Source organism: Nonomuraea sp. NPDC049129, assembly GCF_040648495.1.
In the GTDB taxonomy this organism is placed as follows: Bacteria; Actinomycetota; Actinomycetes; order Streptosporangiales; family Streptosporangiaceae; genus Nonomuraea.
The window spans coordinates 123,014-136,954 of the sequence record NZ_JBEZDU010000012.1; the positions used below are offsets into that span (position 1 = coordinate 123,014).

General features: G+C 71.6%; 10 protein-coding genes. 8 read left to right on the forward strand and 2 right to left on the reverse strand.

Features of this window, described 5'->3' with window-relative positions; genetic code table 11:
• Positions 1 to 15: 15 nt before the first annotated feature.
• Positions 16 to 354, reverse strand: a complete 339-nt coding sequence (locus tag AB0B64_RS33945) for a hypothetical protein (protein WP_357957125.1) — start codon at positions 352 to 354, stop codon at positions 16 to 18.
• The gene (gene tuf / locus AB0B64_RS33950) at positions 351 to 1,529 is read right to left on the reverse strand and encodes an elongation factor Tu (protein ID WP_357957123.1); all 1,179 of its coding nucleotides are present in this window, start codon (positions 1,527 to 1,529) and stop codon (positions 351 to 353) included. Before tuf ends, AB0B64_RS33945 begins: the two co-directional genes overlap by 4 nt.
• A 294-nt stretch (positions 1,530 to 1,823) precedes the next feature.
• Here tuf and AB0B64_RS33955 point away from each other — a divergent pair, with 294 nt between their 5' ends.
• The 8 genes from AB0B64_RS33955 (at position 1,824) to AB0B64_RS33990 (ending at position 13,941) form a co-directional block, all read left to right on the forward strand.
• Positions 1,824 to 3,107: a SpoIIE family protein phosphatase gene (locus tag AB0B64_RS33955; protein WP_358182358.1), complete on the forward strand. Its 1,284-nt coding sequence runs from the start codon at positions 1,824 to 1,826 to the stop codon at positions 3,105 to 3,107.
• Positions 3,108 to 3,206: 99 nt separating this feature from the next.
• Positions 3,207 to 4,706, forward strand: coding sequence for a protein kinase (locus AB0B64_RS33960; RefSeq protein ID WP_358182361.1), 1,500 nt, complete (start codon positions 3,207 to 3,209; stop codon positions 4,704 to 4,706).
• Positions 4,706 to 6,208 (forward strand): protein kinase, encoded by a 1,503-nt coding sequence (locus AB0B64_RS33965; protein WP_357957117.1) that lies wholly within the window; start codon positions 4,706 to 4,708, stop codon positions 6,206 to 6,208. The genes AB0B64_RS33960 and AB0B64_RS33965 overlap by 1 nt, the downstream gene beginning before the upstream one ends.
• Before the next feature lie 121 nt (positions 6,209 to 6,329).
• Complete coding sequence (locus AB0B64_RS33970) at positions 6,330 to 8,294, forward strand: S9 family peptidase (protein ID WP_358182364.1); 1,965 nt, start codon at positions 6,330 to 6,332, stop codon at positions 8,292 to 8,294.
• Positions 8,258 to 9,568, forward strand: a complete 1,311-nt coding sequence (locus AB0B64_RS33975) for a serine hydrolase domain-containing protein (protein ID WP_357957114.1) — start codon at positions 8,258 to 8,260, stop codon at positions 9,566 to 9,568. The genes AB0B64_RS33970 and AB0B64_RS33975 overlap by 37 nt, the downstream gene beginning before the upstream one ends.
• A gap of 2 nt (positions 9,569 to 9,570) precedes the next feature.
• Positions 9,571 to 11,259, forward strand: coding sequence for a helix-turn-helix domain-containing protein (locus AB0B64_RS33980; RefSeq protein ID WP_358182367.1), 1,689 nt, complete (start codon positions 9,571 to 9,573; stop codon positions 11,257 to 11,259).
• A gap of 99 nt (positions 11,260 to 11,358) precedes the next feature.
• Positions 11,359 to 12,948 carry an ABC transporter substrate-binding protein gene (locus tag AB0B64_RS33985; RefSeq protein WP_358182370.1) on the forward strand — a complete coding sequence of 530 codons (1,590 nt, stop codon included), beginning with the start codon at positions 11,359 to 11,361 and terminating at the stop codon, positions 12,946 to 12,948.
• Positions 12,949 to 13,941, forward strand: a complete 993-nt coding sequence (locus AB0B64_RS33990; protein WP_358182373.1) for an ABC transporter permease — start codon at positions 12,949 to 12,951, stop codon at positions 13,939 to 13,941.

Consider the following 13,941-nt stretch of genomic DNA (forward strand, 5'->3'; position numbering starts at 1 on the left):
TATCGGTTCTTTTGGTCAGTACGTCAACAGGCCGTGGTGGTGCCGATGGCGAAGCCGGCCGCCGGCGATCCCGTCGACGTGGCCGCACCGGGTTCCGGCACCACTCGGCGGCGGTACGAGCAGATGATCATCGAGGCCGCGGTCCAGGCTGGGCGGGACGCAGTTGTGGGGCACCCGGAATTGTTCACCCCCTTCTGTGTGTGCCCGGGAGGACACCCCGAAGGCGAACGCCGAGTTGCTGCCGCCGTCTGCCCCCGAGTGCGGACCTTCGTCGAGATCAGCACAGTCGTCGGGGCGGGGCACGGTGACCGTGCCCGCCCCGACTGCGTGGACCGTGCTCGCGACCGTCGTCAAGCAGGTACGTCGAGTACCGTGCCCGCGCCGACCGTCAGGCCGCCCTCGCGGATCGCGAAGCCGAGGCCCGGCTCCAGAGCGACGGCCTTGCCCAGCTCGACCCGTACCTCGACCGTGTCGCCCGGCTGGGCGGGGTCGTCCAGGAGGAGCCGGCCGGGTACGTCGGTGGTGCGCAGGTAGAACTGCGGCCGGTAGCCGGACGCGATCGGCCGGCGCCGTCCGCCCTCCTCCGGCGTGAGGAGGTAGATCCGGGCGGTGAACGACCGGCGGGCCCGCTGGCTGCCGGGCGCGGCCAGGACCATGCCCCGCCGCACCTGGTCGCGGCGGACACCGCGCAGCAGCACGGCGGCGTTGTCACCCGCCTCACCCCGCTCCATCGTCTTCCCGAACGTCTCCACCCCGGTCACTACGGCGGTGAAGCCGGCGTCGGCAGCGGACTCGAACCCGACGACGCCCACCGAGTCGCCCACCCGGACCGCGCCACGCTCGATGGCGCCCGTGACGACCGTGCCCCGGCCGGTGACCGTGAGCACGTTCTCCACCGGCATCAGGAACGGCGCGTCCACGTACCGGACCGGCACCGGGATGTGGTCGTCGACCGCCTGGAGCAGCGCGCCGATGGACGCCGTCCACTCGGGGTCGCCCTCCAGCGCCCGCAAACCGGAGACCCGGACCATCGGGACGTCCCGGTAGCCGTGCTCGGCGAGCAGGTCGTGCAGCTCCAGTTCGACCAGGTCGGTCAGCTCCGGGTCGGCGCCGTCGGCCTTGTTGACCGCGACGACCAGGTGCTCGACGCCGACCCGCCGGGCGAGCAGCACGTGCTCCCTGGTCTGCGGCATGATGCCGTCCTGCGCGGACACGACGAGGATCGCGCCGTCGAGCTGCGCCGCCCCCGTGATCATGTTCTTCACGTAGTCGGCGTGGCCCGGCATGTCCACGTGGGCGTAGTGCCTGGTGTCGGTCTCGTACTCGACGTGCGAGATGTTGATCGTGATGCCGCGCACGGCCTCCTCGGGCGTGCGGTCGATCCGCTCGAACGGCGTGTACGTCGCCTGGCCCCGCTGCGCGAGCACCTTGGTGATCGCGGCGGTCAGCGTGGTCTTGCCGTGGTCGACGTGGCCCATCGTGCCGATGTTGAGATGCGGCTTGTTACGGATATAGGCCTGCTTGGCCATGATTCTTTCCTCTTGAGTCCTGGATGTGCTGTGACCCGCACGGGCCGACTACCTCCCCCCGCCGGGTCACTTCAGGACTTACGGGAAGAGGTCAGCGCTCCAGGCCGTCGCAGGCACGCTCGAACGCGCCCGCGTTGGCGGGCGTCGCGAGGTGATCGTGCCTGAACATGAGGACCATAGTGAGGCGCTCAGCACCGCCACGCAACGCAATATTCCCGGGAGGCGGCAGGGCGGTATGCCGTAAGGCGGCCTCACCTGTGGTGACCAGGTAAAACACCTCATAGAGTGGGTGGCGTGAGCAGGCTGACCAGCTCTCGCCGGCCGGGCACGCGAAGGCCGGCCACACCGCGGGTCGACTACGCGGCGCTGTTCGCCGTGACGCCGGCCCCATGCCTGGTGCTGGACCCGGATCTGATGATCGTCGATGTGAACGGCGCCTACCTGCGCGCGACCGGCCGCACCGCCGAGGACCTGATCGGGAAGCACATCTTCACCGCTTTCCCCGACAACCCCGAGGATCCCCACGCCAGCGGCGTGAAGAACCTGAGCGCCTCGCTGCACCGGGTGCTGGCCTACCGGGTGCCGGACACGATGGCGCTGCAGAAGTACGACATTCCCCTCGCCGGCTGTCCTGGAGCGTTCGAGGAGCGCTGGTGGTCTCCGATCAACACCCCCGTCCTGGCACCGGACGGGACGCTGTCGTGGATCATCCACCGGGTCGAGGACGTGACGGAGTTCGTCCGCTCCTTCGGCCCGCGGCGGCCCACCACCCGCCGCTCACCGGGGCGTGCCGAGATGGAGGCCGAACTGTACGGCAGGGCACAGGAACTCCAGCGGCTGAACGAGGAACTCCGCCTGGCCCACACCCGTGAACACCACGTCGCGCTCGCCTTGCAGGAGGCCATGCTGCGCTGCCCCGACCTCGACCTGCACCCCGAGATCGAGGTGCGCTACCTGCCCGCGGTGGAGACGCTGAACGTCTGCGGCGACTGGTACGACGTCGTCGACCTGCCGGACGGCTGCTTCGCCGTCGCGGTCGGTGACGTCGTCGGGCACGGCCTGGAAGCGGCCACCTCCATGGGGATGCTGCGCAGCGCGCTCAGCGCCTCGATCCGCGCCGTGAAGGAGCCGGCCCCGGCGCTGGAAGTGCTCGGCTTGTACGCCCGTTCGCTCGAAGGGGCGCTGGCCACCACGGCGGTCAAGGCCGTGATCGACACCAGGAGGCGCCGCATCACCTACAGCAGCGCCGGCCATCCGCCACCCGTCCTGTGCCATCTGGGCAACGCCTGTACGCTGCTGGACCAGGCCACCGACCCGCCGCTGGGCGCTCGCCCCGAACACGTCACCCGCCCCCAGGCCGAGCTGTCCTACGCACCCGGCGACACCCTCGTCCTGTACACCGACGGTCTCATCGAACGCCGCGACCGGGACATCGACGTCGGCTTGGCCCGGCTGACCGACGTACTCGCCCGATCCGGTGGGCTCGACCCAGGACTCCTCGCCGACGCCCTCCTGGCGGGCATGGACGTCAGCAGCGGCGCCCGCGACGACATCGCCCTGCTCGTCGTCCGCCTGTAAAGGGCGCATCCCGGAAGATCCGGTTTACCCGACTGGCTCACTTGATCTGACATTTCCCGCTATGGTGCCGAAGATCCCTACCCTTGTCACAGGAGCTCCATGGCGCACGTCGAACCCCTCCGGGAGGGCGACCCCACTGCCATGGGTCCCTACCAGCTGTTCGGGCGTCTGGGCGCGGGCGGTCAAGGTGTGGTCTATCTGGGCCAGGGGCCCGATGGCCGGCCGGTCGCGGTCAAAGTGCTGCGCGAGGGACTCGCCAACGAGCGCTTCGCCAAGGAGATCGACGCGGCGCGCCGGGTGGAGCCGTTCTGCATCGCCCAGGTGCTCGATGCCTCGCTGGGCGCCCGGCCGTACATCGTGACCGAGTATGTCGAGGGCCCTTCACTCCAGCAGGCGGGCCGCCACGTCGGCGCCGACCTGCAGCGGCTCGCCGTGGCGACCGCGACCGCGCTGGCGGCCATTCATCAGGCGGGCATCGTTCATCGCGATTTCAAGCCCGCCAACGTGCTGCTCGGGCAGGGTGGCCCCCGGGTGATCGACTTCGGGATCGCCCGGTCCGTCGAGTCGGGGCTGACGGCTACCAGCAGCATCGTGGGGACGCCCGCGTACATGGCGCCCGAGCAGCTCGCCGGCGAGGGGATCGGGCCGGCGGTCGACGTGTTCGCGTGGGCGTCGGTGATCGTGTTCGCCGCCACCGGGGCGCCTCCGTTCGGTGAGGATTCACTGCCCGCGGTGATCAACCGGATCCTGCACAACGAGCCGCAGCTCGGCGATCTTCCGCAACCGTTGCGCGCGATCGTGCTGGGGTGCCTGGCCAAGGATCCGGCGCGCCGGCCGGCCATGCGGGACGTGTTGCTGCAGCTCCTGGGCGGAGCCGCCCCCAGGCCCCCGGACGGTCCTGGGCGTCTGGACGGTCCCGACGGCCGCGGTCCGGCCACGGTGCCCGGGCGGCGGCACGGGACCAGGACGGCGCTCGTCGCGGGCGTCTCGGGCGTGGGGGCGCTGGCAGTCGCGGGCGCCGTCGCCTGGGGCGCCACGAGCGTCTGGGATCTCCGGGAATCGGGGCCGAGTACGCGGTCACTGGCGTTCACCGCCACCGGGACGCCCACCCCGGCGAAGACGAAAACGCGCCAGCACCCGAAGACCAAGAGCCCGGCGAACACGACGAAGCCGACCGTGAAACAGACCCCGAAGCCGACGCGGACCGTGAAACCGACACAGACCGTGAAACCAACAAAGACCGCCCCCAAACCCACGACCTCGTCGTCGAAATCGTCATCGGGCAGCGGTTCCTTCCGGATCGTGTGGGTGCGAGTCATCGGTCCCAGTCACGCCGACTCCCCGGACTGCGTGTACAACCATGGCAACATCTCCGGCCTGGTCGAGGGGACCAAACTGGCCACCGACTTCCGCTACGAATGGGTCCTGGACGGGCGGGTGGTGTCGCGCTCTGAGAGCGTCATCGCCGAATCCCACACCCAGACGGTCATCGGCCCGCTCGTGCAGACGGACGGCACCCACCGGGTCACCCTCCGCCTCACCTCCCCCCAGGCGGTGTCGAAGGCCTTCTCCTTCACCATCTGCCCGAGCGACGACTGATGACCCCGCTGCTGCCAGAAGATCCCCAGGTCGTGGGGCCGTACCGGCTGTCCGGGCGTCTGGGCGCGGGCGGTCAGGGGGTGGTCTACCTCGGCCAGGGTCCCGACGGGCGGCCGGTCGCGGTCAAGCTGCTGGCGGACGGCCTGGCCGGTGATCACCGCTTCGCCAAGGAGATCGACGCGGCGCGCCGGGTGGAGCCGTTCTGCGTCGCTCAGGTGCTCGATGCCTCGCTGGGCGGCCGGCCGTACATCGTGACCGAGTATGTCGAGGGCCCTTCGCTGCAGGAGGCCGGCCGCCATGTCGGCGCCGACCTGCAGCGGCTCGCGGTGGCGACCGCGACCGCGCTGGCGGCGATCCACCGGGCCGGGGTGGTGCATCGCGATTTCAAGCCCGCCAACGTGCTGCTCGGCAGGGACGGGCCGCGGGTCATCGACTTCGGGATCGCCCGCGCGGCCGGCCATTCGCTGACGGTGACGAGCAGCATCGTCGGCACGCCCGCGTACATGGCGCCCGAGCAGCTCGCGGGCGCCCCGCTCGGTCCCGCGGTGGACGTCTTCGCGTGGGCGTCGGTGATCGTGTTCGCCGCGACAGGAAGCCCGCCGTTCGGCAACGACTCGCTGCCCGCGGTGTTCCGCCGCATCCTCCACGACGAGCCGTATCTGGGGGACCTGCCGGGTCCGCTGCGCCCGATCGTACTGTCCTGCCTGGCCAAGGACCCCGCCGCCCGGCCCGCCATGCAGGACGTCCTGCTCCGGCTCATCGGCGCCCCGCCCACCGGTACGGCGGGCCACCTGACGGGCCATCGAGGCGGTACGGCGGGCGACCTGACGGGCCGTCGAGCCGGTACGGCGGGTCCTCCCGTGAGCAGCCCGCGCTGGAAGGCGCTGCTGGCGGGCGCCGGGGCACTGGCGGTGTCCGGCGCGCTGGTGGCCGGGGCGATCATGTTGCTGCCCGGCACGACGACGCCGACGGCCGCCCCCCTCCCGTCAGCCACGGAACAGCAGGCCACCACGCTTCCCAGTCCGTCGGCCAAGAAACAGGGCACCGACAAGACACCCAGCCCGCCGGTCAAGAAGTCGCGCCCCACCCGGACCGGCGACTCGAAGCCCACCAGCTCCGTCTCGAGGCAGCCGACGCCCAAACCCACGACCTCCCCGCGGAGAACCACAACTCCGACCAAGACCGCGGCCGCGGGGACTGTACGCCTGGCGTCGCTGACCCTGGACGGGCAGCAGACCGGACCGAACTGCTACTCGCCCAGCCTCTTCCCCGTCGCCTTGCTCAAGGGCCCGTCGGGCAAGCAGATCGAGTACGGCTACCGCTGGGTCGTGGACGGCCAGGACGAGGGATGGAAGACGGACTGGGTGACCGGTACGACCAAGAACCGGCGCAACCCCTTCGGCGCCTTCGAGCCAGGTCGGCACACGATCGTCTTCCACTTGCTGACACCCTCGAAGGACAGGCAGAGCGTGTCGTTCACGGTGTGCGAGCGGTTGTCCTAGGCGAGAGTCCCCGGGCCGGTGGTTCGCGTCACGCGGTCGTTGGTGTTTCGCACAACGGGAGCGGTGGCCTTCGTCGGATGTGCCGAAGATGCCGTGACCCGGCCGGACCTACCGTACGGTCATGCCACGCCTCGTCCTCGACGACCTCTACCGCATCGCGGTCCCATCCGACCCGAGGCTGCGCCCCGATGGCGGCGCCGTCGCCTACACGCTCACCACCGCCGACCGCGACTCCGACCAGAACCAGGCCGAGATCTGGCTCGCCGCCCCCGGATCCGAGCCGCGCCGGCTCGCCTCCGGGAGCGCGGCGCGCTGGTCGCCCGACGGCCGGCAGCTCGCCTTCCTGCGTCCGGTCGACGGGCGCGCGCAGATCCACCTGCTGCCGATGGACGGCGGCGAGCCGCGCCCGCTCACCTCGGCGCCGCTCGGTGCCGGTGCGCCCGTGTGGTCGCCGGACGGCAGCCGGATCGCCTACAGCGGACCGTACGGAGACCTCGACCCCCACGCGCCGGTCGTGGCCGACATCCTGGAGTACAAGGCCGACGGCACCGGGCTGCTGCGCGGCCTGACCACGCAGCTGTTCGTGGTGGAGGTGGCGACGGGCGACACCGTTCAGGTGACCGAGGGCGGGTTCCACGCGGGCGAGCCGTCGTGGTCGCCGGACGGGCGGCGGCTGGCGTTCGCGGCGAGCATGGCGCCCGACCGTGACCTGGTGGTGGAGAGCGCGGTGTACGAGGTGGACGCCACCGGGCCGACGCCGGGCAAACCGGAGCGCCTCACCGGGCCGGACGTCATCTGCACCGGCGCCTGGTGGCTCACCGCCCCCGACGGCGACGGCACTCCCGACCCCGGCTCCGACCGCGACGGCCAGGGCCAGTGCGCCCGGCTGGTGGTGGCCGGGCTGCGCGAGGCCATCGGCCACACCCGCCTGTACACGCTCGGCCCTGACACCCTCGACGAGGTGGAGACCGGGCTCGACCGTAACGTCATGACCGGCGCCCCCGGTTATCCCGGTGCTGTCCCCGCGCTGCTGGGCGACGACCTGCTGTTCTGCGCCCGCGACCAAGGCCGCACGCACCTGTACCGCCTGCCGGGCGAGCCGCTGGTCGGGGAGGCTGGGGAAGCCGGGAAGTCAGAGGAGACAGGTGAGGCCGGGAAGGCCGTGAAGATCGTCGGCAACGACTTCACGGTGTCCGGCGTGTCCGTGGCTGCCGGCCGGGTCGCCTGGGTCGCCTCCTCCCCGCTCAGCGCCGGCGACGTCTATCTCGACGGCGAGCCCCTCACCCACCACGCCCTCCCGGACGTCGACCTCTTCATCCCGCGCCCCCGTACCTTCACCGCCCCCGACGGCACCACCATCGAGGGCTTCGTGCTGCGCGACGAGACCCGTACCACCCCCGGCCCGCTGCTGCTCGACGTGCACGGCGGCCCGCACAACGCGTGGTCGCCCGCCTTCGACGGCGCCCACCTCTACCACCAGCGGCTCGCCGCCGACGGCTGGACCATCCTGCTGGTCAACCCGCGCGCCAGCGACGGGTACGGCGAGGACTTCTTCACCGCCACCATCGGCGCCTGGGGGCTGGCCGACGAGCAGGACTTCCTCGCGGCCGTGGACGACCTGGTGGCGGAGGGCGTCGCCGATCCTGATCGGCTGGCCGTCGCCGGTTACAGCTACGGTGGCTACATGGCGTGCTGGCTGTCGACCAGGACCGGCAGGTTCAAGGCGGCCATCCCCGGCGGCTGCGTCAGCGACCTCGCCAGCATGGCGGGCACGTCCGACCTCGGATCCCTCATCAAGGCGTACGAATGCCGGGGCGACCTCCAGGCCCAGTCACCGATCGCCCAGGTGGCCCGCGTCACCACCCCCACCCTGCTCCTGCACGGCGACAGCGACGACCGCTGTCCGGTCGGCCAGGCCGAGCAGTGGTTCGCCGCGCTGCGCGAGCAGGGGGTGCCGGTCCGGCTGGTCCGCTATCCGGACGCCTCGCACCTGTTCATTCTCAACGGGCGCCCCTCACACCGGTACGACTTCAACGAGAGGATCATCACGTGGCTGGAGCAATGGGTCACCGGCTCGCCGAGCTGATCGCCGAGCACGAGGTTCCGGGGGCCGCGCTGGCCTACCTGCACCGGGGTGAGGTGCACGAGTTCGCGGCGGGGACGCTCAACAAGGACACCGGTGTCGAGGCGACACCCGACTCGCTGTTCCAGATCGGCTCCGTCACCAAGGTGTGGACCGCGACCCTGCTCATGCGGCAGATCGAGCGCGGCCGGCTGACGCTCGACACGCCGGTGGCCGAGGTGCTGCCCGAGTTCAGGGTGGCGGATCCGGAGGTCTCCAAGACCGTCACGGTCAGGCACCTGCTCTCCCACACCAGCGGCATCGACGGCGACCTCTTCCTCGACACCGGGCGCGGCGACGACTGCGTGGAGAAATACGTCGCGGCCTGCGCCGACCTGGCCCAGAACCACCCGCTCGGCGCCACCCAGTCCTACTGCAACTCCGGCTTCACCATCGCCGGCCGGATCCTGGAGAAGCTCGAGGGCAAGCGCTGGGACGACGTGCTGCGCGAGCAGATCGTCGAACCGCTCGGCCTCACCCACACCTGGACCCTTCCGGAGGACGTGCTGCGCTTCCGCGCCGCCATGGGCCACGTCGACGGCGCGACCGCCCCCGTCTGGGGCCTCATGCGCTCGGCCGGGCCCGCCGGGCTCATCTGCGCCCGGCCCGCCGACGTGGTCGCGTTCGCCCGCGCCCACCTCGAAGGCGGCCTTCTGGACGACCCGCGCGCCATGTGGGAGCCGCAGGTCGACATCCCCAACCCGTACGCGCTGGGCAGGCAGTGGGGCATCGGCTGGATCCTCGACGAATGGGACGGTCACCAGGTCATCTCCCACGGCGGCAACACCATCGGCCAGCACGCCATGCTCTGGGCCGTACCGGACACCGGCACGATCGTGTGCGTCACCGCCAACGGCGGGCACAGCGGCGCGTTCACGCACGCCGTGGCCACCGACCTGTTCGCCGAGCTGGACGGCCTGTCCGTGCCGCCCAGGCTCGGGCCGCCAGAGACGCCCGTCCAGGTCGACGTCGACGGCTACGTGGGCGTCTATGAGCGGGCCGGGTTCCGCGCCACGCTGAGCGTCCGCGACGGCGAGCTGTGGATCCTCGGCGAGGCCACCGGCGCTCTGGCCGCGCTCCAGCCGCCGATGGAGATGAAGCTCGTCCCCGTGGACGAGGTCACCTTCGTCTGCCGCCGGGAGGAGGACCCGGACTGGATGTCCGCCGTGTTCTACCGGCTCGAGGACGGCTCGCCGTACATCCACCTGGGAGCGCGCGCCACTCCGAAGATCAGCTGAACATGACGGACCACGGTGAGCGGGCGGACGGCCGCCCGCTCACTCGCTCCGGACCGAACAACGGCTCCGGACCGAACAACGGCTTCGGGCCGGACTACGGTGAGTGGATGAACGACCGCCCGCGCGCCAGCCTAGGACGGATCCTGAACGACCTCGGCAGCACCGTGATCGACGTGGCCGCCTCGCCGGGCGACCTCGACGCCGAGGTGACCGGGGTGCACATCTTCGATCCGCTCGACGAGCTGTTCGTCCCGCCGGGCGGCATCCTGCTGGCGGTCGGCGTGCAGGGCACGGCGGAGATCTGCTCGCTGCTCACGCGGGCCCCGGCGGCGGCCGGCGTGGTGGTCAAGCTGCCCGTGGACGCTGACGAGCAGGTGCGCGCGACCGTGCTGGAGACCGGGGTGGCCGTGCTCGGACTCACCAGGGCCGCCTCCTGGGCCCAGGTCGCCGCCCTGCTGCGCTCCCTGCTGGCGGAGGGCGACCTGGCCGGGCCGGGGGAGGAGCCGCAGGGCGACCTGTTCTCGCTGGCCAACGCGGTCTGCGCGCTGCTCGACGCGCCTGTCACGATCGAGGACAGGTCCGCGCGGGTGCTGGCCTACTCCGAACGGCAGGACGAGGCCGACCAGGGCCGGATCGCCACCGTGCTCGGCCGCCAGGTGCCCGAGCACTACCAGCGGATGCTCGACGAGAACGGCTTCTTCAAGCTGCTCTACCAGAGCCACGAGCCCGTCTACCTCGAACTCGACGGCGACAGCATCAACCGGGCGGCCGTCGCCGTGCGGACGGGTGACGAGATCCTCGGCTCCATCTGGGCCGCCGTCCGCGAGCCGCTCACGCCCCAGCGGCAGCGCGCGCTCGCCGACGCGGCCAAGATCGTCGCCCTGCAGCTGCTGCGCGAGCGTGCCGGCGCCGACACCCAGCGGCGGCTCCGCAGCGACCTGCTGTCCACCGTGCTCGCGGGCGGCGCCGACGCGCCCGAGGCCGCCGCGCGGCTCGGCATCGCCACCGCCCGGCTGTGCGTGCTCGCCGCGCAGCTCGCGCACCCCGCCGACGACGACCCGGCGCGCGCCGAGAGCGACCGGCAGCGCTTCGCCGACGCGCTCGCGCTGCACGTCGGCGCCATCCACCCCAAGGCGGCCGCCGCGCTCGTCGGCTCGGTGACCTACGCCGTGCTGCCGCTGCAGGCGGGCGGTGAGGAGGAGGCGCGGGCCGTACGCGTCGCGGAGAGCTTCCTGGCCAGGGTGGGGCCGCGGCACTCGGCCAGCGTCGGCGTCGGCCGCCTGGCCGCCAGCCTCGCCCACGTCGCCAGGTCCCGCGCGGACGCCGACCGGGCGCTGCGCGTGCTGCTCGCCCGCAGCGCGACGGGCCAGGTCGCCGGCTACACCGCCGTGCACTTCGAGTCGCTGCTGCTCCAGGTCGCCGACGTGGCGGCGGCGGAGGACCAGGCGCCGACCGGCCCCTACCAGCGGCTGCTCGACCACGACGCCGAGCACGGCAGCGACCTGGTCGCCACGCTGCGGGCCTACCTGGACGCGTTCGGCGACGTCAACGCCGCCTCGGCCAGGGTCCACGTACACGCCAACACCTTCCGGTACCGGCTCAAGCGGCTCACCGAGATCAGCGGGCTGGACCTGTCCGACGCCGACGCGCGGCTCACCGTCATGCTCCAGATGCGCATCTTCGGGCGATAGCACCACGCCCGCCGCGCTTTTCGTTACAGCGCACGAAGAACGATCTACGGTCAGCGACCAGGGTGGTGCCTCAGATCCCACTCCCCTGGAGCGCCCCACATGAGAAAACCAGCCGCGCTCGTCGCGCTGGCCCTGCTCGCCGCGGCCTGCGGCGGCACTGCGGGCACAGAAACAGGCACCGGCTCGGGGACGGGCGCGCCGGTCACCGGCGGCACGTTCTCCTTCGCCATCAGCGCCGACCCCGGCGTGCTCGACCCCGCCATGGGCGTGCTGTCGGTCACCAACCAGGTGCTCGCGTTCGCGTACGACACCCTCGTCGGTGTCGGCGCCGACGGCCGGATCGTCCCGGCACTCGCCGAGAAGTGGCAGGTCAAGCCCGACTCGGTGACCTTCACCCTGCGCAAGGACGCGACCTGTTCCGACGGCGCCAAGCTCACCCCCTCCGACGTGGCCGAGAACGTCAACCACATCGCCGACCCCGCCACCAAGTCGCCCATCTACGGCGTTCTCGTGCCTGCCGGGATGAAGGCCAAGGCGGACGACGCGGCGGGCACCGTGACCCTGTCCGCGCCCGAGCCCTTCAGCTTCATCCTGGAGAGTGCCGAGCAGATGTACATCGTGTGCGGCAAGGGCGTCAAGGACCGTTCGCTGCTCGCCCACGCCACCTCCGGCTCCGGCCCCTACCGGCTCACCGAGTCGGTCTCGGGCGACCACTACACCTTCAAGGTCCGCAGGGAGTACGTCTGGGGCCCCGGCGGGGCCACGGCCAAGGAGCTGCCCGAGACGGTCACGCTGAAGGTCGTGCCCAACGAGCAGACCGCCGCCAACCTGCTCGTCGCCGGCACGCTCAACGGCGCCACCTTCTACGGCCCCGACCGCGCCCGCGTGGCGGCCACCCCGGGAGTCGTCAAGAACGTCCTGCCCTACGGGAACGGCCAGTTCTTCTACCACCAGGGTGACGACCGGCCCGCCCACGACCCGGCCGTACGCAAGGCGCTCACCCAGGCCGTCAACCTCAAGGAGCTGTCCGGGATCGCCGCCAGCGGCACCGGCCGGCCCGCCACCGGGCTCGTCCTCGACCCGCGCCCCTGCCAGGGCGACACGGTCACCGGGCACGTGCCCGCCAACGACCCGGCCGCGGCCGCCGCCGCCCTGGACGCGGCGGGGTGGCGAGCCGGCGCCGACGGCGTCAGGGTCAAGGACGGCAAGCGGCTGACGCTGCGCTTCGTCTACCCCACCACCAGGGGATCCGGAGTACAGGCGGCGGCCGAGTACCTGGGCGCCGCCTGGAAGAAGGCCGGCGTCGAGGTGAAGCTGAACGGCATCATCGACGCCAAGCTGGCGGAGTCGCTCAACGTCACCCAGGACTGGGACGCCATCTGGCTGCCGATCGCCGTCACCCTGCCGAGCCAGCTCGTCGGCTTCCTGTCGGGACCGGCCGCGCCCAAGGGCGCCAACTTCGCCCACCTGACCAACACCCGCTACACCTCGCTCATCACGAAAGCCTCGGGAATGCCGGCGGCCGAAGGCTGCAAGCTGTGGCTGGAGGCCGAGTCGGCGCTGTTCGAGAACGCCGACCTGGTCCCGGTCGTGGAGAACACCGTCCTGGCCGCCGGCAAGGGCGGCACGTTCCGCATGATGGCCGGGGGCGTCGTGCCGACCTCGATCCGCCTCACGCAAGGAGGCTGAGTGCGCGAGCTCCAGAAGGCCGGACCCGGCTCGCCGAGCCGGGAGCGGTCGCGCGGGTCGCGGTGGGTGGTGCGGCAGGTCGTACGGTTCGTCGTCTCGCTCGCCGCGCTGCTCGTCGCGTCCTTCGCGATGATCCATCTCATTCCGGGTGATCCGGTACGGGCGTCGCTCGGGCCGGCCGCGCCGATCGAGCTCGTCCGGGCGCGTACGGCGGCGCTAGGGCTCGACCGGTCGATCCCCGAGCAGTTCCTCACGTACACGGGCCACGTGTTGTCCGGAAATTTCGGGACCTCGTTCCTGTCGGGCGAGCCGGTCGTCGAGATCGTCGCCGCCCGGCTCCCCAACACGCTGGCCCTGGCCCTGCTGGCGACCGTGGTGGCGCTGCTGGTGGCGGTGCCGCTCGGCATGTGGGCGGCCGTCCGCACCGAGAACGGCCGCAACCGCGGCACCGAGTACGCCTTCACCACCGTGACAGGCACCGCCGTCGCCGTGCCGGAGTTCCTGTACTCGATCGCGCTGGTGACCGTCTTCGCCGTCGGCCTCGGCGCGTTCCCGCCCGCTGGAAAGGCGGGCGCCGTCTCGTACGTGCTGCCCGTCCTCGCCCTGGCGATCGGCCCGATCGCGATGATCGCCCGCATCTCCCGTGCGGAGACGCTGCGCGAGCTGGGCACCGACTATGTACGGCTGGCGCGCGCCAAACGCCTGCCCGCCGCCCGCCTCTACCTCAGGCACGTGCTGCCCAACACGCTCACCGCCACCCTCACCCTGGGCGGCCTGCTGCTCTCGGCGCTGATCGCGGGCAGCGTGCTGGTCGAGTACGTCTTCGCCTGGCCGGGGCTCGGCCTGAAGATCGTCGAGTCGATCACGCAGAAGGACTATCCGGTCGCCCAGGGCGTCATCCTCGTCTACGGCGCGATCGTGCTCGTCGTGAACCTCGCCGTCGACCTGGCCCTGGCCGCGCTCGACCCCACCTCCAAGATCAGGGAGGCGTGA

What these genes read in the sequence shown, in the direction of transcription:
- tuf (WP_357957123.1), bottom strand. Translation starts at nt 1,529, where the DNA reads ATGGCCAAGCAGGCCTATATCCGTAACAAGCCGCATCTCAACATCGGC.
- AB0B64_RS33960 (WP_358182361.1), top strand. Translation starts at nt 3,207, where the DNA reads ATGGCGCACGTCGAACCCCTCCGGGAGGGCGACCCCACTGCCATGGGT.
- AB0B64_RS33965 (WP_357957117.1), top strand. Translation starts at nt 4,706, where the DNA reads ATGACCCCGCTGCTGCCAGAAGATCCCCAGGTCGTGGGGCCGTACCGG.
- AB0B64_RS33970 (WP_358182364.1), top strand. Translation starts at nt 6,330, where the DNA reads ATGCCACGCCTCGTCCTCGACGACCTCTACCGCATCGCGGTCCCATCC.
- AB0B64_RS33980 (WP_358182367.1), top strand. Translation starts at nt 9,571, where the DNA reads ATGACGGACCACGGTGAGCGGGCGGACGGCCGCCCGCTCACTCGCTCC.
- AB0B64_RS33985 (WP_358182370.1), top strand. Translation starts at nt 11,359, where the DNA reads ATGAGAAAACCAGCCGCGCTCGTCGCGCTGGCCCTGCTCGCCGCGGCC.